The sequence below is a fragment of the Curtobacterium poinsettiae genome (assembly GCF_047226435.1).
In the GTDB taxonomy this organism is placed as follows: Bacteria; Actinomycetota; Actinomycetes; order Actinomycetales; family Microbacteriaceae; genus Curtobacterium; species Curtobacterium poinsettiae.
Window position 1 is genome coordinate 413,141 of the sequence record NZ_CP178434.1, and the last position, 21,015, is coordinate 434,155.

General features: G+C 70.9%; 19 protein-coding genes and 1 pseudogene. 13 read left to right on the forward strand and 7 right to left on the reverse strand.

Annotated elements, in window-relative coordinates:
• The first annotated feature begins 207 nt into the window (after window positions 1-207).
• Window positions 208-1,071 (forward strand): hypothetical protein, encoded by an 864-nt coding sequence (locus ACL00U_RS02035; RefSeq protein WP_412873754.1) that lies wholly within the window; start codon window positions 208-210, stop codon window positions 1,069-1,071.
• Between the two features lie 162 nt (window positions 1,072-1,233).
• Here the strand turns inward: ACL00U_RS02035 and idi are convergent, their stop codons facing one another.
• The gene (gene idi, locus ACL00U_RS02040; RefSeq protein WP_262118337.1) at window positions 1,234-1,776 is read right to left on the reverse strand and encodes an isopentenyl-diphosphate Delta-isomerase; all 543 of its coding nucleotides are present in this window, start codon (window positions 1,774-1,776) and stop codon (window positions 1,234-1,236) included.
• Window positions 1,777-1,797: 21 nt separating this feature from the next.
• On the opposite strand from idi, the gene ACL00U_RS02045 reads away from it, so the two are divergent.
• The 7 genes from ACL00U_RS02045 to ACL00U_RS02075 all read left to right on the forward strand — a co-directional run bounded on the left by ACL00U_RS02045 (window position 1,798) and on the right by ACL00U_RS02075 (window position 8,216).
• On the forward strand, window positions 1,798-2,856 hold the full coding sequence (locus tag ACL00U_RS02045) for a polyprenyl synthetase family protein (protein WP_017886421.1): 1,059 nt from the start codon (window positions 1,798-1,800) through the stop codon (window positions 2,854-2,856).
• Window positions 2,853-3,791: a phytoene/squalene synthase family protein gene (locus ACL00U_RS02050; protein ID WP_017886420.1), complete on the forward strand. Its 939-nt coding sequence runs from the start codon at window positions 2,853-2,855 to the stop codon at window positions 3,789-3,791. The genes ACL00U_RS02045 and ACL00U_RS02050 overlap by 4 nt, the downstream gene beginning before the upstream one ends.
• Window positions 3,788-5,428, forward strand: coding sequence for a phytoene desaturase family protein (gene crtI, locus ACL00U_RS02055; RefSeq protein ID WP_082509494.1), 1,641 nt, complete (start codon window positions 3,788-3,790; stop codon window positions 5,426-5,428). Before ACL00U_RS02050 ends, crtI begins: the two co-directional genes overlap by 4 nt.
• Window positions 5,428-5,760, forward strand: a complete 333-nt coding sequence (locus ACL00U_RS02060; protein ID WP_017886418.1) for a lycopene cyclase domain-containing protein — start codon at window positions 5,428-5,430, stop codon at window positions 5,758-5,760. Before crtI ends, ACL00U_RS02060 begins: the two co-directional genes overlap by 1 nt.
• A complete protein-coding gene (locus tag ACL00U_RS02065) occupies window positions 5,757-6,176 on the forward strand; it encodes a lycopene cyclase domain-containing protein (protein WP_161598081.1) in 420 nt (139 codons plus the stop codon). The genes ACL00U_RS02060 and ACL00U_RS02065 overlap by 4 nt, the downstream gene beginning before the upstream one ends.
• Window positions 6,173-7,099 carry a prenyltransferase gene (locus tag ACL00U_RS02070; RefSeq protein ID WP_071250622.1) on the forward strand — a complete coding sequence of 309 codons (927 nt, stop codon included), beginning with the start codon at window positions 6,173-6,175 and terminating at the stop codon, window positions 7,097-7,099. Before ACL00U_RS02065 ends, ACL00U_RS02070 begins: the two co-directional genes overlap by 4 nt.
• Window positions 7,100-7,172: 73 nt before the next feature.
• Window positions 7,173-8,216 (forward strand): Gfo/Idh/MocA family protein, encoded by a 1,044-nt coding sequence (locus tag ACL00U_RS02075; RefSeq protein WP_017886415.1) that lies wholly within the window; start codon window positions 7,173-7,175, stop codon window positions 8,214-8,216.
• Between the two features lie 166 nt (window positions 8,217-8,382).
• Here ACL00U_RS02075 and ACL00U_RS02080 read toward each other — a convergent pair whose 3' ends face one another.
• Window positions 8,383-9,123 carry an MBL fold metallo-hydrolase gene (locus ACL00U_RS02080; RefSeq protein WP_159557202.1) on the reverse strand — a complete coding sequence of 247 codons (741 nt, stop codon included), beginning with the start codon at window positions 9,121-9,123 and terminating at the stop codon, window positions 8,383-8,385.
• A gap of 63 nt (window positions 9,124-9,186) precedes the next feature.
• On the opposite strand from ACL00U_RS02080, the gene ACL00U_RS02085 reads away from it, so the two are divergent.
• The 4 genes from ACL00U_RS02085 to ACL00U_RS02100 all read left to right on the forward strand — a co-directional run bounded on the left by ACL00U_RS02085 (window position 9,187) and on the right by ACL00U_RS02100 (window position 11,997).
• Window positions 9,187-9,702, forward strand: a complete 516-nt coding sequence (locus ACL00U_RS02085; RefSeq protein ID WP_159557204.1) for a hypothetical protein — start codon at window positions 9,187-9,189, stop codon at window positions 9,700-9,702.
• 4 nt (window positions 9,703-9,706) lie between these two features.
• Window positions 9,707-10,738 (forward strand): YihY/virulence factor BrkB family protein, encoded by a 1,032-nt coding sequence (locus tag ACL00U_RS02090; RefSeq protein WP_071250618.1) that lies wholly within the window; start codon window positions 9,707-9,709, stop codon window positions 10,736-10,738.
• A 61-nt stretch (window positions 10,739-10,799) separates the two neighbouring features.
• Window positions 10,800-11,291 carry a DedA family protein gene (locus ACL00U_RS02095; RefSeq protein ID WP_017886411.1) on the forward strand — a complete coding sequence of 164 codons (492 nt, stop codon included), beginning with the start codon at window positions 10,800-10,802 and terminating at the stop codon, window positions 11,289-11,291.
• A gap of 10 nt (window positions 11,292-11,301) precedes the next feature.
• Entirely contained in the window at window positions 11,302-11,997 is a 696-nt protein-coding gene (locus ACL00U_RS02100) for an SDR family oxidoreductase (RefSeq protein ID WP_412873755.1), read from the forward strand.
• A gap of 36 nt (window positions 11,998-12,033) precedes the next feature.
• On the opposite strand, the gene ACL00U_RS02105 is transcribed toward ACL00U_RS02100, so the two are convergent.
• Window positions 12,034-13,665, reverse strand: a complete 1,632-nt coding sequence (locus tag ACL00U_RS02105; protein ID WP_412873756.1) for an ABC-F family ATP-binding cassette domain-containing protein — start codon at window positions 13,663-13,665, stop codon at window positions 12,034-12,036.
• 274 nt (window positions 13,666-13,939) lie between these two features.
• Here ACL00U_RS02105 and ACL00U_RS02110 point away from each other — a divergent pair, with 274 nt between their 5' ends.
• Window positions 13,940-14,365 carry a DUF3151 domain-containing protein gene (locus ACL00U_RS02110; protein ID WP_412873757.1) on the forward strand — a complete coding sequence of 142 codons (426 nt, stop codon included), beginning with the start codon at window positions 13,940-13,942 and terminating at the stop codon, window positions 14,363-14,365.
• 94 nt (window positions 14,366-14,459) lie between these two features.
• On the opposite strand, the gene ACL00U_RS02115 is transcribed toward ACL00U_RS02110, so the two are convergent.
• The 4 genes and pseudogenes from ACL00U_RS02115 to ACL00U_RS02130 all read right to left on the reverse strand — a co-directional run bounded on the left by ACL00U_RS02115 (window position 14,460) and on the right by ACL00U_RS02130 (window position 20,927).
• Window positions 14,460-17,495, reverse strand: a complete 3,036-nt coding sequence (locus tag ACL00U_RS02115; RefSeq protein ID WP_412873758.1) for a glycoside hydrolase family 2 TIM barrel-domain containing protein — start codon at window positions 17,493-17,495, stop codon at window positions 14,460-14,462.
• Entirely contained in the window at window positions 17,492-18,460 is a 969-nt protein-coding gene (locus ACL00U_RS02120) for a carbohydrate ABC transporter permease (protein WP_042538649.1), read from the reverse strand. Before ACL00U_RS02120 ends, ACL00U_RS02115 begins: the two co-directional genes overlap by 4 nt.
• A gap of 161 nt (window positions 18,461-18,621) precedes the next feature.
• Window positions 18,622-19,572 (reverse strand): annotated as a pseudogene (locus tag ACL00U_RS02125) (carbohydrate ABC transporter permease); the annotation flags it as partial.
• The gene (locus ACL00U_RS02130; RefSeq protein WP_031259368.1) at window positions 19,569-20,927 is read right to left on the reverse strand and encodes an extracellular solute-binding protein; all 1,359 of its coding nucleotides are present in this window, start codon (window positions 20,925-20,927) and stop codon (window positions 19,569-19,571) included. The gene ACL00U_RS02130 and the pseudogene ACL00U_RS02125, both read right to left, overlap by 4 nt.
• Between the last annotated feature and the right edge of the window lie 88 nt (window positions 20,928-21,015).

Consider the following 21,015-nt stretch of genomic DNA (forward strand, 5'->3'; position numbering starts at 1 on the left):
TCACCCGACATCGCGCCTCACCTGCCCTTCTCGTCTCGTCGTGGCGGCGCCCAGAGCGCTGCCGACCGTCGAGCGTACGCCTGCGGCGTGGGTCGGACAACTTCGATCTCGGCTTTCCACATCGGTCATGAGAACCCTTGCTGCACCCCGACCCGGACGCTAGTGTCCTGATATCCAGAACACTGGATGCCAACACGAAGGAGTGTCATGGTCAAGAAGCAGTCGCCCACCATCGGGATCATCCTGGCGTCGATCGGGTGCGTCGCCTTGTCGTTCGCCCCGGGGTTCCGCGATGTCGCCGTCGTGTGGTGGCTCCTGGGCGCCGCTGGCATCGGCACAGCGTCGATCCGTGAGATGCGACCGAGGCGTCCCCGTCAGAAGCGCACGCTGGCACTCTCGGGGGTGGCGTTCGTCGCCGCGGCCGCCGCAGCGATCGCGCTCGTCGGCGTCGTGGCGCCGGCACGAGCCGACGCGTCGAGCGCGGTGACGGTCACGGACCCCTCCGGCACAGGACGGCTCGTCCAGCTCGCTTCGCAGCTCCGAGTCGAAGGGCGCAACCGGAGTTCGAATGCGGTCTCGGCGGCTCGGGAAGCGGGGTACTCCGCACACTCAGGACTGCGACCTGACTGGGCTGGTGCCACTGCCTACACCTACGAGGGCGCCGACGTCGTCTCGGTCCCGCTCCTCGGGACCGACGTCCCGGAGATGACGAAGCTCTCGTTCGTGACCGTGGACGGTGAGACGACCATCACCGAGATGGCCTCCGCGATGACGTCCGCAACCGTGGTGCACTTCGCGATGTGGCAGGACGGTCAGCTGACCAAGAACGTGGACCTCACACAGGGAACCGAAGCGGAGCAGGCATCGTCCGTCGGGACGTACGGCCTCGACTGGAAGCGACTGAACAACTGCCTCAACAGCATCGGGATCAGCTGGGCGGTGATCGCAGTCCTCGGCGTCGCGTGCGGCGCAGCCTGCGCGACCATGGTGCTCTGCGCTCCGTGTCTCGCCGCGGCGGCTGGCTTCACGACGGGCACGATCGCGAAGTGCGTGTCGAACGCCTGGTCCTGAGCGGCCCGGTAGGGGCCTGGCAGGCGTCGCTGTCCACCCTGCCAGGCCGCAACGGCCGGCTCCGCGCAGCGCCGGCCGCGCGCATTCGGTCAGTCGCGCAGTCGCTCAGGCGCAGGTGCACACGCAGACGCAGACGCAGACACAGACACAGACACAGCAGCGTCAGCGCGTGACGTGCAACCCAGCGGTCTCGAGCTCGGCCAGCTGCCACCCGAGCCACGGGCTCCAGGCGAACGGCGCACCGGCGACGGCCTGCCTGAGAGAATCCTCGGACAGCCAGGCCCACTCGGCGACCTCGTCGTCCGCGGGCGCCGGTGTGTCGTCGGTCACGGCACGGAAGACGGGGCAGACCTCGTTCTCGACGATGCCCGACGCGTCGACCGCGCGGTACCGGAACTCCGGCAGCACGACCTCGACGTCACGGATGGTGATGCCGAGTTCGCGAGCGGCGCGACGGGCGATCGCGTCCTCGAAGGACTCGTCCGGACCGGGGTGACCGCAGAAGGTGTTCGTCCACACCCCCGGCCAGGTCTTCTTCGACAGCGCTCGTCGGGTCACCAGGACGTGGCCGTCGGTGTTCCGGACGTGGCACGAGAAGGCCAGGTGCAGGGGCGTGTGGGCAGTGTGGACCGTGAACTTGTCCGCCGTGCCGATCGGGGTACGGTCGTCGGACAGGAGCACCACGGATTCAGGGAAAGCGTTCATCTGAGTCGATAGGTTAGGCCAATGAGCGAGGAAGCGACCACCGTGCCGCACATCGACCTCGCGCTCGTCGACGACTGCCTCGAGCGCTTCTTCGCCGTGTCGTCGGCGCGCGCCGAGCGCTACGGCCGACCGTCGGAAGAGCTGTGGCGCGTGCTCCGCAAGGCGAGCATGGGCGGCAAGCGCTTCCGGCCGCGCATGGTCATGACCGCGTACGCCGGCATGGGCGGCACCGACGCGCACGCCGCCGCCAACGTCGCGGCGGCCTACGAACTCCTGCACACCGCGCTGGTGGTGCACGACGACGTCATCGACCGTGACTGGTCGCGCCGCGGGCAGCCGAACGTCGCCGGGTCGTTCCGTGACAACGGGACGACGGGTGGACTGCCGTTGCCGACCGCCGAGCACCGGGGGATGAGTGCCGCTGTGATCGCCGGTGACCTGGCGCTCGCCGGGGCACCTCGGTTCATCGAGGCCGCGGGCGTCGACGGCACCCGGCGTGAGCGGTTGCTCGAGCTGTTCGACGAGGCCGTGTTCGCCAGCGCCGCCGGTGAGATGACCGACGTCGACCTGGCACTCGGGGTGATGCCGACGGTGGACGAGGTCCTGGCGATGGAGCGTGCGAAGACGAGCGTGTACTCGTTCGAGGCGCCGCTGCAGTCCGGCGCGGTGCTGGCTGGCGCCGACGAGGAGATCGTCACCGCCCTCGGTGCCTTCGGCCGCGAGATCGGCATCGCCTACCAGATCGTCGACGACCTGCTCGGGGTGTTCGGCGACGAGACCATGACCGGCAAGACCGTGCTCGGCGACCTGCGCGAGGGCAAGCGCACCATGCTCATCGCGTACGCGGCGACCACCGACTGCTGGCCCGACCTCGAGCCGTACCTGGGTGACCCGGACCTGACCGAGGCCCGCGCGGACGAGGTCCGTGCGACCCTGGTGTCCTGCGGTGCGCGCGGTGCCGCGGAAGCACGTGTCGCTGACCACACCGCACTCGCCCGGGCCGAACTCGCCCGGCTGCCGTACGAACTCGCCGACCGCCTGGAGGCCCTCGTGACCGAACTCGTGGAGCGCGCCCGGTGACCCACAGCACCACCACGGCGACCGGATCCCGTCCGGCTCGCCTCCAGCTCTACGACGCGACGGCCGAGGCCGCGTCGGGTGTCGTCATCGACCGGTACTCCACGTCCTTCGGCCTGGCGAGCCGCATGCTCGCCCGCGACACGCGCGAGCACATCCGCAACGTCTACGCGCTGGTCCGCGTCGCGGACGAGGTCGTCGACGGCCCCGCGACCGAGGCCGGGCTCGACCGCGAGCTCGCCCGGACCGTGCTCGACGAGCTCGAGGCCGACACCGAACGGGCCATCGCGCTCGGCTTCTCGGTGAACCCGGTGGTCCACGCCTTCGCCCGCACCGCCCGCACCACCGGCTTCGGCGCCGAGCTCACCGCCCCGTTCTTCGCCTCGATGCGCATGGACCTCGAGCGCACCGAGCACGACGACGCCTCGTTCGACGCGTACGTGTACGGCTCGGCCGAGGTCGTGGGCCTGATGTGCCTGCGTGCGTTCGTGTACCGCGCGGGCAAGCCGACGTTCGACCAGGCCGAGCTCGTCGCCGGGGCGCGTGCGCTCGGTGCGGCGTTCCAGAAGGTGAACTTCCTGCGTGACCTGCACGCCGACTTCGAGGTGCTCGGTCGCTCGTACTTCCCGGGCGTCGACATCCGTTCCTTCGACGAGGCCACGAAGCACCGCCTGGTCGCCGACGTGCAGGCCGACCTCGACCACGCCGCGCGGACGATCCGCCTGCTGCCGGCCGATGCCCGCAACGCCGTCGGGCTCGCACACGCGCTCTTCCAGGAACTCAACGACCGACTCGCGCGCACCCCGGCGAGCCGTCTCGTCACGACGCGCGTGCGCGTCCCCAACCCGGTGAAGGTCCGCCTCGCGGCACAGGTCCTCGCCGGACGCGGACCGCTCCGGTCGCGCGCAACCACCCACCGGCCGGGAGGCTCGTCATGACCCCGCCCCGCGCCTCCCGACCGAAGACGGTCGCCCCCACCACCCGGCGCAAGGTGCCGGCACGTCGTGCCGTCGTCATCGGCGGCGGCATCAGCGGCCTGGCGGCCGCTGCGCTGCTCGCCCGCGACGGCTTCTCGGTGACGGTGCTCGAGCAGCGCACGCAGCTCGGCGGCCGTGCCGGTTCGTGGGAGCAGGACGGGTTCCGGTTCGACACCGGGCCGTCGTGGTACCTCATGCCCGAGGTGTTCGACCACTTCTTCCAGCTGCTCGGCACGTCAGCCGAGGCCGAGCTCGACCTGGTGAAGCTCGACCCCGGCTACCGCGTCTACAGCGAGGGCCACGACGAGCCGATCGACCTGCGCGCCGACGCCGAGGCCAACATCGAGCTGTTCGAGTCCATCGAGCCCGGTGCCGGCGAGCGGATGCGGAAGTACCTGGCGTCGGCCGAGGACACCTACCGGATGGCCGTCCGCCGGTTCCTGTACACGACGTTCCAGGACCTCACGAAGCTCGCGGCACCCGACGTGCTCCGGCGCCTGCCGAAGCTCGCGCGCCTGCTGCTCGAGCCGCTCTCGACCTTCGCCGAGACCGCCGTGCGCGATCGCCGCCTGTGGCAGATCCTCGGCTACCCGGCGGTGTTCCTCGGCACGAGCCCGTACGCGGCGCCGAGCATGTACCACCTGATGAGCCACCTGGACCTGTCCGACGGCGTGCTCTACCCGAAGGGCGGCATCACCGAGGTGATCTCCGCCGTCGAGCGGGTCGCCCGTGCCGAGGGCGCGAAGATCATCGCCGGTGCGAAGGTCGAACGGATCGTCGTCGAGGACGGCGTCGCCACCGGTGTCGTCCACCGCGACCGCGACGGCGTGCAGCACACGGCCCCCGCGGACCTCGTGGTCAGCGCGGCCGACCTGCAGCACACCGAGATGCAGCTGCTCGAGCGGGAGCACCGCACCCACGGTGCCGACCACTGGAAGAAGCGCGACCCGGGGCCGAGCGCGGTGCTCGTGTACCTGGGCATCGACGGTCCGACGCCGGGGCTGCTGCACCACACCCTGATGTTCACCGCGGACTGGAAGGCCAACTTCGGCGCGATCTTCGGGGACGACCGGCACGTGCCGGACCCCGCGTCGATCTACGTCTGCGCCCCGTCCGAGACCGACCCGAGCGTCTCCCCGCCCGGCACCAGCAACCTGTTCATCCTGGTGCCCCTGCCCGCCGACCTGTCGATCGGCAAGGGCGGCATCGACGGCGCCGGCGACTACCAGGTCGAGCAGATCGCCGACCGTGCGATCGACGTGCTGGCCGAGCGTGCCGGGGTGCCGGACCTGCGCGACCGCATCCGGGTCCGTCGCACCATCGGGCCCCGCGACTTCGCCGACGACCTGAACGCCTGGAGCGGCTCGATGCTCGGTCCGGCGCACACGCTGAAGCAGAGCGCGTTCTTCCGCGAGAAGAACGCGTCGAAGAAGGTCGAGGGGCTGTACTACGTCGGCGCCTCGACGATCCCGGGCATCGGTCTGCCGATGTGCCTGATCAGCGCCGAGGTCCTGCTCAAGCGCATCCACGGCGACCGGAGCACCGAGCCGCTGCCGACACCCCTCGGGGCCCCGAGGGACCGGACCGAGACCGCCTGATGCCCGGGCTGTACCTCGCCGGCCTGGTGGTGTCCCTGGTCGGCATGACCGTGCTGGACGCCCGCTTCCGGTTGTTCTTCTGGCGGGCGCCGTGGCGGGCGGCGGCCGTGACGGTCGTCGGGGTCGCGTTCTTCATGGTGTGGGACATCGCCGGTGTTGCGGCCGGCATCTTCTTCATCGGGCCGCAGAACCTGCTCACCGGGGTGCTCCTGGCGCCCGAGGTCCCGCTCGAGGAGCTCTTCTTCCTGCTGCTGCTCTGCTACTCGACGATGGACCTGGTCGGGTTCGTCCGGCCGCTCGTCCAGCGGGCGACCGACCGGCGGCAGGCGTGAACGGCGCCGGGGCGTACGCGCTCCTGGCCCTGCCGTTCTTCGGCGTCACGGCCGTCGTCGGCATCATCGCCGGGGTCGTCGCCGCGCGCCGTGCACGCGCCGCGGGTCGGCTGCCCGCGGTGGGCCGCCGGGTCGCGGTGCTCACGTCCGTGATCGCGGGCATCGCGCTGCTGGTGATGACGATGGTGTTCGACAACGTCATCGTCACGCTGCGCATCGTCGCCTACGACCCCTCGCTCATCAGCGGTGCGAAGATCGGTGCGATCCCGGTCGAAGACCTCGCCTACGCGATGTCCGCCATCGTGCTGCTGCCCAGCCTGTGGGTCCTGTTCGACCGGACCGGCGCGCGCCCCGCGCCCCACCCGACCCCAGCACCAGCACCAGCGGAGCCAGCACCAGCAGAGGACACGAAGTGAACGCCAGCACCGCCTCCAGGCCGTCGACCCTGCGCGCCCTGTTCGTGTCGTCGCGGCCGATCAGCTGGGTGAACACCGCGTACCCGTTCGGCGCGGCGTACCTGCTCGGCAGCGGGGTCGGCGTCGAGGGCGGCGGCGGGTTCTCGCTGATCGCGTTCCTGGTCGGTGTCGTGTACTTCCTGGTGCCCTACAACCTGGCGATGTACGGCATCAACGACGTCTTCGACTACGAGTCCGACCTGCGCAACCCGCGCAAGGGCGGCGTCGAGGGCGCCCTGCTCGACAGGAGCGTGCACCGTGCCACGTTGTGGGCCGTCGTCGTCACGAACGTCCCCTTCCTCGTCGCGCTCGTGGTGCTCGGCGCGGTCAGCGGCAACGGTCCGTGGTCGTGGCTCGTCCTGGCGATCAGCGTCTTCGCGGTCATCGCGTACTCGGCGCCGGGGCTGCGGTTCAAGGAGAAGCCGTTCCTCGACTCGCTCACGTCGAGCACGCACTTCGTCTCGCCGGCGATCTTCGGTCTCGCCCTCGCGGGGCCGCACTGGACCGGCGAGCTCGTCGCCGTGTGCATCGCGTTCTTCCTGTGGGGCGTGGCCTCGCACGCGTTCGGTGCCGTGCAGGACGTCCTGGCCGACCGGGCCGGCGGCATCGGCTCCGTCGCCACCGTCATCGGCGCGCGGGCGACCGTGCGGCTGGCGTTCGTCGCGTACCTGGTCGCCGGTGTCGCCCTGCTGTTCTCGGCGTTCCCCGGGCCGATCGCCGCGATCGTGGTCGTCCCGTACGCGCTCAACGTGCTGCCGTGGTGGAACATCACCGACCAGGGCGCCGAGGCCGCGAACGCCGGCTGGAAGCGGTTCCTCTGGATCAACTACCTGGCGGGCTTCATCGTCACGATGGCACTCATCGCGTACGCCTACACGCACTGACAGACTGGACGCACGCACCGCGGCGACCGTGGTGCGACACCAGCCACGACGGCAGCCACGAAGGAGTGCACGCATGAGCGTCCGGATCATCCACGTCGGTCTCGGAGGGTGGGGCGGCAACTGGGCCCGCACCGCCATCCCAGAGGTGTCGGAAGTGCAGGTGGTCGGGATCGTCGACCCGTCGGCGCCGACGCTCGAGGCCGTGCGGACCGACCTCGGGCTCCCGGCCTCCGCCGCGTTCGCGTCCCTGACCGAGGCGCTCGCCACGGTCGAGGCCGATGCCGTCGTCATCACCGCCCCGGCCGTGACGCACGTGCCGCTCGCGCTCGAGGCGCTCGAGGCCGGCAAGCACGTCCTGGTCGAGAAGCCGTTCGCGAACACCACCGACGAGGCCGTCACCGCGGTCCGCCGCGCCGAGGAGCTCGGCCTGGTGCTGCAGGTCAGCCAGAACTACCGCTGGTACCCGGCACCGCGGGTCGTGCAGGAGATGCTCGAGGCCGACGTCGTCGGTGAGGTCTCCGCGATCAACGTCGACTTCCGGCAGTGGGACAACGACCAGCCCGCCGAGACGTACCCGCACTACCGGTTCCCGCACGCGATGATCAACGACATGGCGATCCACCACTTCGACCTGCTCCGGATGATCACCGGGCAAGAGGCCGTCCGCGTCTTCGCCAAGGCCAGCTACCCCGCCTACAGCAAGTACCAGGACGAAGCGGTCGCCTCGATGATCATCGAGCTCGACGGCGGCACGGTCGTCAACTACCGCGGCAGCTGGCTGAGCCGCGGCCCACGCACCGCGTGGGCCGGCGAGTGGAGCATCGAGGGTGAGGACGGCGAAGTCTGGTTCACGAGCCGCGACGGCGAGCCGAACGCCGTTGCCGGCGACCGGGTGACCGTCCGCCGCACCCAGGACGACGAGGCCGAAGTGGTCGAGCTCCCCGTGCTCGCACACACCGACCGCCAGGGCGGCCTGCAGGCGTTCGCCCGCTCGGTGCAGGGCGGTCCCGCCCCGGAGACGAGTGGGCGCGACAACCTGCGGAGCCTCGCGCTGATGGAGGCCGCCGGCCGCTCCGCGGCGTCCGGCCTGCCCGAGGACGTCGTCGTCCCGTCCTGACCGCACCCACCGACGGCCTGGAGGCACGGGGCGGGCCCGCACCGCGCCTCCAGGCCGTCGTCGGTCGCTCCACCGCGTCGGTGACCTTTCGCGCTCACCGACAGTCCACGCGTCGGAGCGCCCGTGACGTGTCGCTGCGCGCGTGGACTCGCGAGCTGGTCTCGCGTCAGGCGGCGCCCGCCGCCCGCCGCGCCTGTGCGACGGCCCGCCGCACGCCGAGCGACCATGCTGACCCGTGGCCCGGCAGCACGTGCTTCGCCTCGGTGTCCGCCAGCAGCTCGAGCGACGCGACCGCCGTGTCGACGTCCGACGTCGCCGCAGGTGCGACGATCCGCGGTCCGATCCCGCCGGTGTACGGGTCGAAGGTGACGAGCGCGTCCCCGGCGATCACGGCGTCGCGGTCGGCGAAGTGCAGGGCCACGTGCCCGTCGGTGTGCCCGGGGGTCTCGATGATCCACGGGGTGCCGGGCACGTCGGCGCGGTTCTCCAGCGGCTCGGTGTCGGCGATGCCGTTGACCGTGGCCGCACCGGCGAGCAGCATCCGACCCAGGGGACGCAGGCCGCCCGGGTGCAGCGCCACGAACCCGAAGCGGTTCGCCTGGGGCCGGTACGAGTACGGGTGCGCGGCGAGGTGCCGGTCGCCCGGGTGCACGAAGACGGGCGTGCCCCAGTCGCGGTGCATCCGCGCAGCGGTTCCGACGTGGTCGAAGTGCCCGTGCGTGAGCAGCAGGCCCTCGACCCGATCGGGCGTGTAGCCCAGGTCGTGCACGGCGAGCTGCAGGTGCGGCCACGCGGCGGGCAACCCCGCGTCGATGACGAGCAACCGGTCGCCGGTCTCGACGAGGTACGTGTTGGTGTGTGCGATCTCGAGGCGGTGGATCCCCTCGGCGGTGTCCCGGAAGAGCATGTGCGGCACGGTAGGCGCGGGCTGCTGGGCAGCATCCCGGGTGGGACGTGTACGAAATGGGGAATGGCCAAGGACAGTCTGCCCGAGCTCGAACTCGCCAACGTGCGCACGCGCGAGCGCATCACGGACACCGTGACGGAGCTGAAGCGGCGCGCGGACCTGCCCGCCCGCACCCGTCTGGCGGTCGCCAAGACGAAGCAGCGGTGGCACCGCGACCCCACGCCCCTGGTGGCGATGGGGCTGACCGGCCTGACCGGTGTCGCGGCGATCGTCCTCGGTATCGCGCTCCGGAACAAGCCCGCCGGGCACCTGGCGCAGCCACCGGCGAGCTCGGCCTTCACCGCGCTGCTGCCGTTCGGCGCTCGGGGTGACGCCCCGTCGGCGCAGGAGCGGTCGCAGGGCGGTCGGAAGGGTCGCAAGGCACGGGCGAAGGCCGCCGAGGAAGCCCTCGAGCGTGACCCGGCGCACCGGGGCCGCGTGAAGCAGCAGGTCGGCATCGCAGCGGTGCAGCGACGCGCGAACAAGAACCGCAAGCAGGCGGTCAAGCGGTCGAAGACGGCCGTGAAGGCGAGAGGCTAGTCCCATGGCGCACGAAGAGCAGAAGCCGGACCCGGATGACTCCCGGAAGCCCGACAACCCCACCGACCTGAAGAAGCCGACGCTCGTCTACACGCTGAAGAAGACGCTGCGCGAGTTCACGAGCGACCAGTGCACCGACCTGGCCGCGAGCCTGACGTACTACTCGGTGCTCGCGCTGTTCCCCGGGCTGCTGGCGGTCGTGTCGATCCTGGGCCTGGTGTCGGACCCGGCGAAGACCATCGACACCCTGCTCCAGGTCATCCGCAACATCGGCGGCGGTGACGTCGCGAACCTGCTCAAGGACCCGGTGAACGGCCTCGTCCGCTCGCCCGCCGCCCCCGTGACCTTCATCGTCGGTCTACTCGGCGCGCTCTGGTCGGCCTCCGGCTACGTCGGCGCCTTCGGCCGCTCGATGAACCGGATCTACAACGTCCGCGAGGGCCGGCCGATCTGGAAGCTCCGCCCGACCATGCTCGGCGTCACGGTGACCACCGTCGTCCTGCTCGTGGTCGGCCTGCTCGTGCTGGTGAGCGGGCCGCTCGCCCGGAGCTTCGGCGACGTCATCGGCCTGGGCGACGTCGCCGCGACGGTGCTCCTCATCGTGCAGTGGCCGATCCTGCTCGTCATCGCGATCATCGTCGTCGCAGTGCTCTACTACTGGTCGCCGAACGTCAAGCAGCCGAAGTTCCGCTGGGTCAGCGGCGGGTCGATCCTGGCGATCCTCATCTGGGTCATCGCGAGCGTCGGCTTCGGGTTCTACGTCGGGAACTTCTCGAACTACAACGCCACGTACGGCTCCCTGGGTGGGGTCATCGTGTTCCTGCTGTGGATCTGGATCACGAACAACGCCCTGCTCTTCGGTGCCGAGTTCGACGCCGAGATCGAGCGGGGCCGCGAGCTGCAGGCCGGCATCCGTGCCGAGGAGGACATCCAGCTCCCCGAGCGCGACACCCGCCAGATCGAGAAGCAGGACGAGCAGCGCGCGCAGGACGTGCTCGAGGGCATCCGCATCCGCCAGGGCGTCGACAACGACTGAGGGTCGCGCGTCCGACCGGCGCTGACGGGCGCTCTCCGGGTCGGGACGCTACGGTGCGAGCGTGCCGTCCTTCCTCGAGGGGCTCCCGTTCCGGTGGCTCGTCCTCGCGCTCTTCGCGATCGTGTTCTGCCGTGCGCAGGCCACGTACTGGGTCGCGCGGCTCGCGGTGACGGGTGCGTCCCGCTCGCGGTGGGGCGGGTGGCTGCGGTCGCCGGCGGTCCGTCGTGGTTCGGCGCTGCTCGACCGCTGGGGCCTGCCCGTCGTCACGGTGAGCTTCGTGGTGGTCGGCCTGCAGACGGTGATGAACGCCGCAGCAGGGCTGGCACGGGTCGCCTGGTGGCGGTACACGATCGCGATGGTCCCTGGCTGCGTCGCGTGGGCCTTCCTGTACGCGACCGTCGGGCTCGCCGTGTTCTGGGCGGTCGTCGCGGCGCTCGCCGGCTCGCCGTGGGGCATCGTGGCGCTCGCTGGTCTCGTGGTCGTCGCCGGCGTCGCACTGACGGTCCTGCGTCGTCGCCGCGACCGCACAGGAGGCCCGGCCCGGCTTCCGTAGGCTGGCCTCCGTGACGACAGACCAGCTCCAGAACCGTCCGGTCGCCCTGGTGACCGGAGCCACCCGCGGCATCGGCCGCGCGATCGCCGCCGACCTCGGCCGCACCCACCACGTGCTCGTGGGTGGCCGATCCGCCGACGCCGTGGACGCCCTCGTGCAGGAACTGCCGAGCGCGGCGCCGTTCGTCGGTGACCTGGGCGCGGGCGAGGTCCCGGCGCTGCCGGCGCGGCTCGACGTGCTCGTGCACTCCGCCGGTGTCGAGCAGGGCACCACCGTCGCCGACACCGCGCGCGCGGTGTGGGAGCAGGTCTTCGCGACGAACGTGTTCGCGGTCGCCGAGCTCACCCGGCTGGCGCTGCCGGCACTGCGGGCGGCCCGGGGCATCGTCGTGCCGATCAACAGCGGCTCCGGGTTCCACTCGGGCCCCGGCGGTGGCGTGTACGCGGCGTCGAAGTTCGCGCTGCGGGCCTTCGCCGATGCCCTGCGCGAAGAGGAGCGGGCGAACGGCGTGCGGGTGTCGAGCGTCCACCCGGGCCGGACCGACTCGGACATGCAGCGGCAGCTCGTGGCGAAGCTCGGGGAGTCCTACGACACCGACTACTACCTGGCGCCCGAGGACGTCGCCGCCGCGGTCCGCACCGTCGTCGACCTGCCCGAGCGCGGCACCGTCGAGTCGCTCGCGATCCGACCGACCCGACGGCGCTGACGCGCTGACGGCGACGGCGACGGCGCCGACGACCGACTACCGCAGCTCGATCCGTTCGTCGAGCTCGAGCCGTTCCAGGAACGTCTCGTCGTGGCTCACCACGACGAGTGCACCTCGGTAGGCCCGCAGCGCGTCCACGAGCTGGTCGACGCTCGTCAGGTCGAGGTCGTTCGTGGGCTCGTCGAGCACGAGCAGCTGCGGCGGCGGGTCGGCGAGCACCAGGGCAGCCAGCGCAACCCGGAACCGCTCCCCGCCGGACAGGTCCCCGGCCGGACGGTCGACGGTGTCGCCGCGCACCAGGAACTTCGCCAGCCGGTTCCGGACCTCGGCGACGGGCACGTGCGGGGCGTCCCGACGCACGTTGTCGAGCACCGTGGCGGTGTCGTCCAGGCTGTCCTTCCGCTGCGGCAGGTACGCGATCCGGTCGACGTGGGCGACGGCCGTGGTCGCCGGCAGCGGGTGCTCCCGGGCCGCGGGGTCGCCGACGAGCTGCTCGAGCAGCGTGGACTTGCCGACACCGTTGTCCCCGGTGACGGCGATCCGCTCCGGCCCCTGCACGATGACGTCCCGTTCGCGGACGGTCACGGTGGCGATCCGACGCGATGCCGGCACGTCCGGGTCGGGCAGGGTGACGTGGATCGACTCGTCGTCGCGCAGACGGAGTTCGGCCTCACGCTGGGACGCAAGTGCGGCAGCTTCGTCGTCCGCGTACCCGACGCGCAGACGACCGGCGGTCTCCTGCGCCTTCTTCCGCTGCTCGTTCGCCAGGATCTTCGGCATCGAGCGGCCCGCCTTCTCGCCCGCCTTGGCACGACGGGCGATCTTCGTCTCCGCCTCGATGCGCTGCCGCTTCTCGGTACGGTGCCGCTGCTCGGCGACCCGGACCTCGCGCTCGACGGCCGCCTGCTGCACGGCGAGGTGCTCCTCGAACGCGCTGAAGGTCCCGCCGAACACGGTCACCGCCCCGGCGCGGAGCTCCACGGTCTCGTCGACGTGTTCCAGGAGTTCCCGGTCGTGGCTGACGAACACGAGCGTTCCGCGCCAGTCGTCGACCAGGTCGAGGAGCAGCCCGCGGGCCCGACGGTCCAGGTTGTTCGTGGGCTCGTCCAGGAACACGATCGGTCGCGCGCGCAACCGCACCCCGGCGACGGCGACGAGCACGGACTGCCCGCCGGACAGCGTCGACACCGGCCGGTCGAGGTCGGTGCCGTCGAGCCCGACCCGGTCGAGCACCGCGGCGGCCCGTTCCTCCAGGTCCCAGTCGTCGCCGACTGCCTCGAGTTGTGCGGCCGTGGCGTCCCCGGCCAGGACGGCCCGGAGCGCGGTGAGTGTGGGCCGGATGCCGAGCAGGTCGGCGACGGTGTCGTCCGCGCTGGCGTGGGCCCACGCCGCCGGTTCCTGATCGACGCGCCAGCGGCGATCAGGCCGTGCCGGTGGGGAGAGTCGTTGCGGCAGGTGGTCGACGGGACCCGACGTCGCGATGCTGCCCGACGTGGGGTGGAGCCGGCCGGTCACGAGCCGGACCAGCGTGGACTTGCCGGCCCCGTTCCTCCCGACCAGGCCGGTCCGGCCACGGCCGAAGGCAGCGGTGAGGTGGTCGAGCGCGACGGTGCCGTCGGGCCAGGCGAAGGTGACGTCGTGCAGGACGACGGACGGACTGGTGGGCATGGAGGTGTCTCCCGGTGTCGATGCTGGGCGCACGACACCGAGGCCACCGCGGTGCGGTGGAGCGCCCGACGGGGCGCGCGATCACGGTGTCAGCGCGTGGGCTGAGCGGTACCGGTGATCGACAGCAATCCGTCTGCTTCCGTCGGGGGACCCCCGTGTCCGCCATCCGTTCCGCCGGTCGGTCTCCCGCCCCGGCGGCCCCGCGATGACGACGAGGTGACCTCCACGGTAATCCCGTGACACGGGCGCCCGCAAGGGATGACAGGCTGGGGGCATGCCGGAGAACCTGTTGCCGACCCCGTCGTCGAACCCCGAGACCCTGCTGCCCGCTGAGCCGGAGGCGACCGCCGCGATCGAGGCGGACGCCCCCGTCGCCAGCGTGGTCGTGTCCCACCCGTCGTCGAGCCTGGCGTGGGCGCTGCTCGCCGACGAAGCGTGGGCGCGCGGCGCGACCCTGGAGTCCTACGCGTACGCCCGTGTCGGGTACCACCGCGGGCTCGATGCCCTGCGCAAGGCCGGCTGGCGCGGTGTCGGCCCGGTGCCGTGGTCGCACGAACCGAACCGTGGCGTGCTGCGGGCGTTGTTCGCCCTGCGCCGTGCGGCCGAGGCGATCGAGGAGCCGGGCGAGGCTGAGCGCCTGACCGACTTCCTGAACGCGAGCGACCCCGAGGCCCTGCGCGCCCTGTCCGCCGGCGCGTAGCGCCCGCACGCAAAACACCGGTGTTCACACTGCACACCGCGGGATGTGGGTGTGCAGAGTGCGAACACCGGTGTTTTGCGAGAGCCGACCCCGCCTAGGCCAGCAGCACGCTCCAACTGAACGCCTTCGGCCAGAGCTGGTGCTCCGGCAGCACGTCGAGCCCGCACGCCCGGCTGCCGAGCCCGTGCTGCGCGGCGTCGAGGTACAGGTACAGGTGGTCCGACGTCGGCAGCTCGTACGGGTGCTCGGCGCGGTCGATCTGCTGCGCGGTCCACGGCGACAGGGTGAACCCCGCACGGTGCGACCCCGCCGTCGTCACGGTGAACGGCCCGACGGACAACGAACGCAGGCCAGGCCGGTGCCCGGTCTCCTGCGGCCGCGAGTACTCCACCCCGAGTGACCGCACCGGCGCGGTGAACCACCCGACACGGGCAGCGTGCGAGGAATCGGCGTACGACTCGAGCGGTCCGGTCCCGAACCAGGTTGCGTCCCCGTCCGCCAGCGACGCCGGCAGGTCGAACCGCACCCCGATCCGCGGCCACGTGACGTCCCACGCGCCGAACGGCACGGCGTCGGTCTGCAGCACGAGCCCGTCGGACGTCAGGGTCCAGCGGTGCGTGACCTCGAGGCCCCACCCGCTGTTCGCCGCCGCGACGCGCACGCGTTGTTCCAGGCCGGAGTCGGTGCGCGACACCGACACCAGCCGGTGCGTCAGCCGGTCCAGCCCGCGATCGCGCCAGCGCGTCGCCGACGGGGGAGCCGTCGGGTCGCCGACACCGTGCGTGAGCACCGGGTCCGCGGTCTCGTAGCCGCCCTGTGACGCCAGGCTGTCGTTGTCGGTCGGTGCGCGCCAGAGTTCCAGGCGGGGCCCGGCCACCTCGTGGCCCTTCCAGGACGCCAGGTCACCGCGCGCGTTGAACGTGCCGTCGCCCAGGTGGTCGCCGTCCCACCCTTGCCTGGAGGCCCGTGGTGCGTCCGCCGCGCGCGCCGCGACGAGCCGCTGGGTGCGTGCGACGACGTGGCCGGTGTCCGCCCACGCGGTCGGCCCCGCCAGTTCCACGGTCAGGTCGAACCAGAGCTCGTCGCCGGGTGCGAGTTCGGACGTGGCCGCGTCGAGCACCTCCGCGGGCACCGGGACCGTCGCCGACTCACGTGCGGCGACGATGCCCGTGGACAGGCGCCCCGAGGCCTCGACCGCGCCGTTCCGCGACAGGGTCCAGCAGAGCCGGAGCCCGGCGGTCGAGGCCGAGTGGTACCGGTTCTCGACCAGCACCGTGGTGTCCGAGACCGCCAGGCGGATCGGGGCCACGACGGCCGCGAACTCGGCGAGCCCCGGGGTCGGGGTGTCGTCGGGCAGCACCAGGCCGTCCATCACGAAGTTGCCGTCGTGCACGACCTCGCCGAAGTCGCCGCCGTACGCGTAGTAGTCCTCGCCGGTGGGTGTCTTCGCGAGCAGGCCGTGGTCCCGCCACTCCCACACGAACCCGCCGTGCAGCCGCGGGTACCGGTCGACCAGGGCTTCGTACTCGGCGATCTGCCCGGGGCCGTTGCCCATGGCGTGCACGTACTCGCAGTGGATGAAGGGCTTCGACTTCTGGCGCGCCGCCTCGGCCGGGCCGCAGCCGAGCAGGGGCGTCGGGGTGCCGCCGCCGATGGACTCGGTCTCCTGCAGCGTCGGGTACATCCGCGAGTAGACGTCGGTGTACTCGCCCGTGTAGTCGCCCTCGTAGTGCACGGGGCGCTCGGCGTCGCGGTCGTGCACCCACTGCGACATCGCCGCGAGGTTCCGGCCGGTGCCGGACTCGTTGCCGAGCGACCACATCACGATCGACGCGTGGTTCTTGTCGCGCTCGACGGTGCGGGCGATCCTGTCGAGGTAGGCCGCGACCCACGCCGGGTCGTCGGAGGGGTTGCCGACCCAGTCGGTGAACAGGAACCCGTGGGTCTCCAGGTCGCACTCCAGGATCACCCAGAACCCGAGCTCGTCGGCCAGGTCGAGCACGCGGGGGTGCGGCGGGTAGTGCGAGGTGCGGATGGCGTTGACGTTGTGCCGCTTCATCAGCGCCATGTCGGCGCGGGCGTGCTCCTCGTCGAACACCCGGCCGCGCACGGGGTGGGTCTCGTGCCGGTTCACGCCGTGGAACACCACGCGCTCACCGTTCACCAGGAACCGGTCGCCGACGATCGACACGGTGCGGAACCCGAGCCGGAGCGAGACGGCCTCGCCGCCGGCGGTACCGCCGGCGTCGGTGCCCGTCGACAGCGTCGCGTCGTACAGCTTCGGCAGCTCGGCGCTCCACGGCTCGACGCCCTCGACCTCGATCGGTGCGACGTCGTCGGCCGTTGCCCAGGTCACGTCGAGGCCCAGGTCGGGCACCGCGAACCGCACCGGGAACACCGCGTCGAGCGTCGGGAACGTGATCGTGCCGGTCCCCGTCTCCGGGCGCCCCGACGCCGCGGTGCCCGCCGATGCAGCCGTGCCGAGCGTCGCCTGCCAACCGGCGCGGACGAACACGTCGTCGATCGCCGCCGTGGGCCGGGCGAGCAGCGTGACGTCGCGGAAGATGCCCGGCAGCCACCACTGGTCCTGGTCCTCCAGGTAGGACGCCGCCGACCACTGGTGCACCCGGACCGCGAGCTCGTTCGCTCCCGGCCGCACCAGGTCGGTGACGTCGAACTCGGTCGCCAGGCGCGAGCCCGTCGACCAGCCCACGAGCGTCCCGTTCAGCCACACCCGGAAGTGCGACTCGACCCCGTCGAACCGCAGCAGCACCCGGCCGGCGGCGTCGAACGACGACGGCAGCTCGAACGTGCGGCGGTGGTCCCCGGTCGGGTTCTCCTCCGGCGGGTGCGGCGGGTCGATCGGGAACGGGTACTGCAGGTTCGTGTAGCTCGGCGCACCGTGGCCGTGCAGTACCCAGTGCGACGGCACCGGGAGCTCGCCCCAGGCCGGGTCGTCGTCCTCCCCACCCTCGGTCGCGAAGTCCTCGGAGACCGAGGCGACGGGCGACCACCGGAACCGCCAGTCCCCGTTCAGCGACAGGGACGGGGCGTCGGTGTGCAGCCAGGCACGGGGTGCCAGCCGCGAGTCGGAGCCGGGTGCGGTGGACGAGAGTGCGGAGTGGGTCAACCCTTGACCGATCCTTCCGTGAGGCCTCCACGCCAGAAGCGCTGGAGGACGATGATGGCGATGACGAGCGGGATGACCGAGACGAGCACCCCGCCGGTGGTGAGCTGGTAGAACTCCGGCAGGCGGTCGACCTGCGAGCGCCAGTTGTTCAGACCCAGTGTTATCGGGTACAGCTTCTGGTCTGCCAGCATGATGAGCGGCAGGAAGAAGTTGTTCCAGATCCCGACCACCTGGAACAGGAACACGGTGACGAGCGCAGGGGTCATCTGCCGGAGCACCACGGTGTGGAAGATCCGCAGTTCACCGGCACCGTCGATGCGTGCCTGTTCGAGCAGGGTCGTGTCCACCGACGCCGCGGCGTACACCCGGCACAGGAACAGGCCGAACGGCGACACCAGGCTCGGGATGAGCACGCTCCAGTACGTGTCGGTCAGCCCCATGGTCGAGAACAGCAGGAACAGCGGCAGCGCCGTCGCGGTCCCCGGCACGAGCACGCCGCCGAGGATCGTGCCGAACACGAACTGGCGCCCCCGGAAGTCGTACTTCGCCAGCGCGTACCCGCCGGCCGCGGCGAAGTAGGTCGCCAGGACCGCACCGACGCCGGAGTACAGGATGCTGTTCGCGATCCACCGGACGAAGATGCCGCCGTCGTAGGTGAACACCTGCTGCAGGTTGCTCCAGAGCGCGAACTCGCCGCCGAACCAGAACCCGTTCGTCGAGAACAGCGCGCCCGTGGTCTTCGTCGCCGCGATGACGACCCAGTACAGCGGGACGATGAAGTACAGCGCGACGACGACGAGGATCCCCGTGACGACGATCTGCGAGCGTGGGGACCGGTCGAGCTTGCGGCGCGCGCTGGAGCTCTGGGAGACGCGCCAGCGGCTCCGCGACGCCAGCGCCGAAGGAGCCTGCGACTGAGGGACATCCGGTAGGGACACCTTCGAGGTCGATTCCGTGGATGTCATCGGTCAGTCCCTTCGGTGGTCGCGACGCGACCGGCCTGGAGGCCCGGGTCGGCTTGGGTGGTGACCGTGCTGCCCGCCGCAGCGCGCGTCTGGAGCGCGGTGCGGGCCTCCCGGCCGTCGCGCCGTGCGCGCTTGCGTCGGTCGCGTTCGTCCTTGGGTGGACGGTTCGTCAGCGCGAGGAACGTGAACGACAGGATGAACGCGGCCAGGGCGATGATGACCGCCTGCGCACTCGCGACGCCGTACTCGTTGAACGCGAACGCGTTCGTGTACGCGGCGTAGTTCGGCGTGTACTCGGTGTCGATCGCCGGGGCGACCGTCGACAGGATCTGCGGCTCCGCGAAGAGCTGCAGCGTGCCGATGATCGAGAACACCGTCGTGAGCACCAGGGCCGGGGCGATGAGCGGGATCTGGATCCGCCACGCGACCTGGAACGCGTTGGCGCCGTCCACCTTCGCGGCTTCGTAGACCTCGCCGGGGATGGACTTCAGCTGCGCCACGATGATGAGCATGTTGTAGCCGGTGTACGTCCACGTGACGATGTTCGCGATCGACCACAGCACGCTGTTGGCGCCGAGGAAGTCCGGCTGCAGCCCCATCGACTGCAGCAGCGACACGATCGGCGACAGACCGGGCACGTACAGGAACGACCACAGGATCGTGGCGATGACCCCGGGGACGCCGTAGGGCATGAAGTAGATCGCCCGGAAGAAGCCCGGCCAGCGGGCGCTCGCCGACTCGAGCAGCAACGCGAGGATCGTACAGGCGATGATCATCACCGGGACCTGGACGATGCCGAAGAGCAGCATGCGCCCGATCGATGCGACGAACCCGCTGTCCTGCAGGGCGATCACGTAGTTGTCGAACCCCGCGAACCGGCCGACCACACCGTCCTCGCCGAACAGGCCCTCGCGGTCGACGGTGGTGAACGACTGGAACAGGGCACTGATGATCGGGATGACGAACGTCAGCAGGAACAGGGCCAGGAACGGGGCGAGCAGGATCCACGGGGCACGCTTTTGCGCGCTCGTGGCCTTCGTGCTCGTGCGGAACGCGGGGGTACTGCCGGCCGGTCGACCGGTGGTCCGTGGGGTGGTGGTCTGCTGGGTCATCGTGCCGTCCTGACGCTGAGGCCCTTGTCCTTGAAGGACTGGACGATCTCCCGCTGGGCGAGCTCCACGGCGTCACTGAGCTTCAGGCCCGAGGTGATCTTGCGGCGGAACTGGTTCTGCAGGCTGGTGAAGGCCGACTGGGTCACCGGGGACCAGGACCAGTCGATGTTCTGCTCCTTCGAGGCCGGCACGAAGACGTCCTCGTTGTAGTTCTGGCCGGAGAACCACTTCGACGGCTTCTCGCGCTGCGCCCCGATGTAGTCGACCGCGGGCGACCAACCGATGCCGCAGTACTTGATCATCGCGTCGATGCCCTCCTTCGAGGTGGTCATCCACGTGATGAACTCGAGCGCTTCCCGCGGGTGCTTCGCGTTCGCCAGCACCGCGGCCGTCGAACCGCCGATGGCGCTCGAGCCGAAGCCGTCGGCGCCCCACTTCTGCATCGGGGCGACCTTCCACTTGCCCTCGCCGCCCTGCACCGACTCGATCAGCGCGTCACCCCAGCTCGCACTGGTGACCGCGGCGATCTTGCCGCTCGCGGCTGCCGCGTACCACCCGGGGGAGTACGCGCCGGCGCTCGTGTCGACGAGCTTGTCGTCGATCACGCCGTCGAAGAAGTCGGCGACCATCAGGGTCTTGTCGTCGGTCATGTCGACGACCCACTCGTCGCCGTCGACCTTGAACCAGCGCGCACCGGCCTGCTGTGCGTACGCGGCGAAGGGTGAGGCGTCGGCGACCGGGAACACCTCGAGGTAGTTCTGCTTGCCGGTGCTCCGGACCTTGTCGGCCAGGTCACGCCACTCGTCCCACGTCGTCGGGGGTTCGCCGCCGGCCTGCTCGAGCAGCGCGGTCTGGTAGTAGAAGCCCATCGGGCCGGTGTCCTGGGGGATGCCGTAGATGCCGTCGACGAACGACACCTGCGCCCACGCGGCCTCGTCGTACTTCGACTGGAAGTCCTTCGCGCCGTACCGGGCCAGGTCGACCAGGCCGTTGGCGAGCATGAACTCGGGGATCTGCCGCAGCTCGACCTGCCCGATGTCCGGGCCACCGCCGGCCGCGAGCGCGGAGTACATCTTCTGGTACCCGCCGCTGTTGCCGCCGGGGATCCAGTTCGCCGACACCTGGATCTTCGGATGTGTCTTGTTCCAGACGTCGCAGACCTTCTGCAGGTCCTTGAGCCAGGCCCAGTAGGTGAGCTGGACGGTCTCACCCGAGGCCGCGGCGGGCACGAGGGCCGCCTTGTTGACGTTGGTCGAGCCCGGGACCGCACAGCCGGCGAGGAGCCCCGCCGCCGCCGTACCGAGGCCGAAGCCCAACAGGTGTCGTCTCGTGATCGGTCGTTGTGGTGGCGCCATTGCCGCACTCCGTTCGTCGTTGATCGGGGTTGCCCACACCCAACCACAGAACCGAATGCCGTTGTGGTTTCGTGACCGTACCGACACT

What these genes read in the sequence shown, in the direction of transcription:
- ACL00U_RS02085 (WP_159557204.1), top strand. Translation starts at nt 9,187, where the DNA reads ATGGCCAAGGACAGTCTGCCCGAGCTCGAACTCGCCAACGTGCGCACG.
- idi (WP_262118337.1), bottom strand. Translation starts at nt 1,776, where the DNA reads ATGAACGCTTTCCCTGAATCCGTGGTGCTCCTGTCCGACGACCGTACC.
- ACL00U_RS02110 (WP_412873757.1), top strand. Translation starts at nt 13,940, where the DNA reads ATGCCGGAGAACCTGTTGCCGACCCCGTCGTCGAACCCCGAGACCCTG.
- ACL00U_RS02075 (WP_017886415.1), top strand. Translation starts at nt 7,173, where the DNA reads ATGAGCGTCCGGATCATCCACGTCGGTCTCGGAGGGTGGGGCGGCAAC.
- ACL00U_RS02080 (WP_159557202.1), bottom strand. Translation starts at nt 9,123, where the DNA reads ATGCTCTTCCGGGACACCGCCGAGGGGATCCACCGCCTCGAGATCGCA.
- ACL00U_RS02120 (WP_042538649.1), bottom strand. Translation starts at nt 18,460, where the DNA reads ATGACATCCACGGAATCGACCTCGAAGGTGTCCCTACCGGATGTCCCT.
- ACL00U_RS02130 (WP_031259368.1), bottom strand. Translation starts at nt 20,927, where the DNA reads ATGGCGCCACCACAACGACCGATCACGAGACGACACCTGTTGGGCTTC.
- ACL00U_RS02105 (WP_412873756.1), bottom strand. Translation starts at nt 13,665, where the DNA reads ATGCCCACCAGTCCGTCCGTCGTCCTGCACGACGTCACCTTCGCCTGG.
- crtI (WP_082509494.1), top strand. Translation starts at nt 3,788, where the DNA reads ATGACCCCGCCCCGCGCCTCCCGACCGAAGACGGTCGCCCCCACCACC.
- ACL00U_RS02090 (WP_071250618.1), top strand. Translation starts at nt 9,707, where the DNA reads ATGGCGCACGAAGAGCAGAAGCCGGACCCGGATGACTCCCGGAAGCCC.
- ACL00U_RS02035 (WP_412873754.1), top strand. Translation starts at nt 208, where the DNA reads ATGGTCAAGAAGCAGTCGCCCACCATCGGGATCATCCTGGCGTCGATC.
- ACL00U_RS02045 (WP_017886421.1), top strand. Translation starts at nt 1,798, where the DNA reads ATGAGCGAGGAAGCGACCACCGTGCCGCACATCGACCTCGCGCTCGTC.
- ACL00U_RS02060 (WP_017886418.1), top strand. Translation starts at nt 5,428, where the DNA reads ATGCCCGGGCTGTACCTCGCCGGCCTGGTGGTGTCCCTGGTCGGCATG.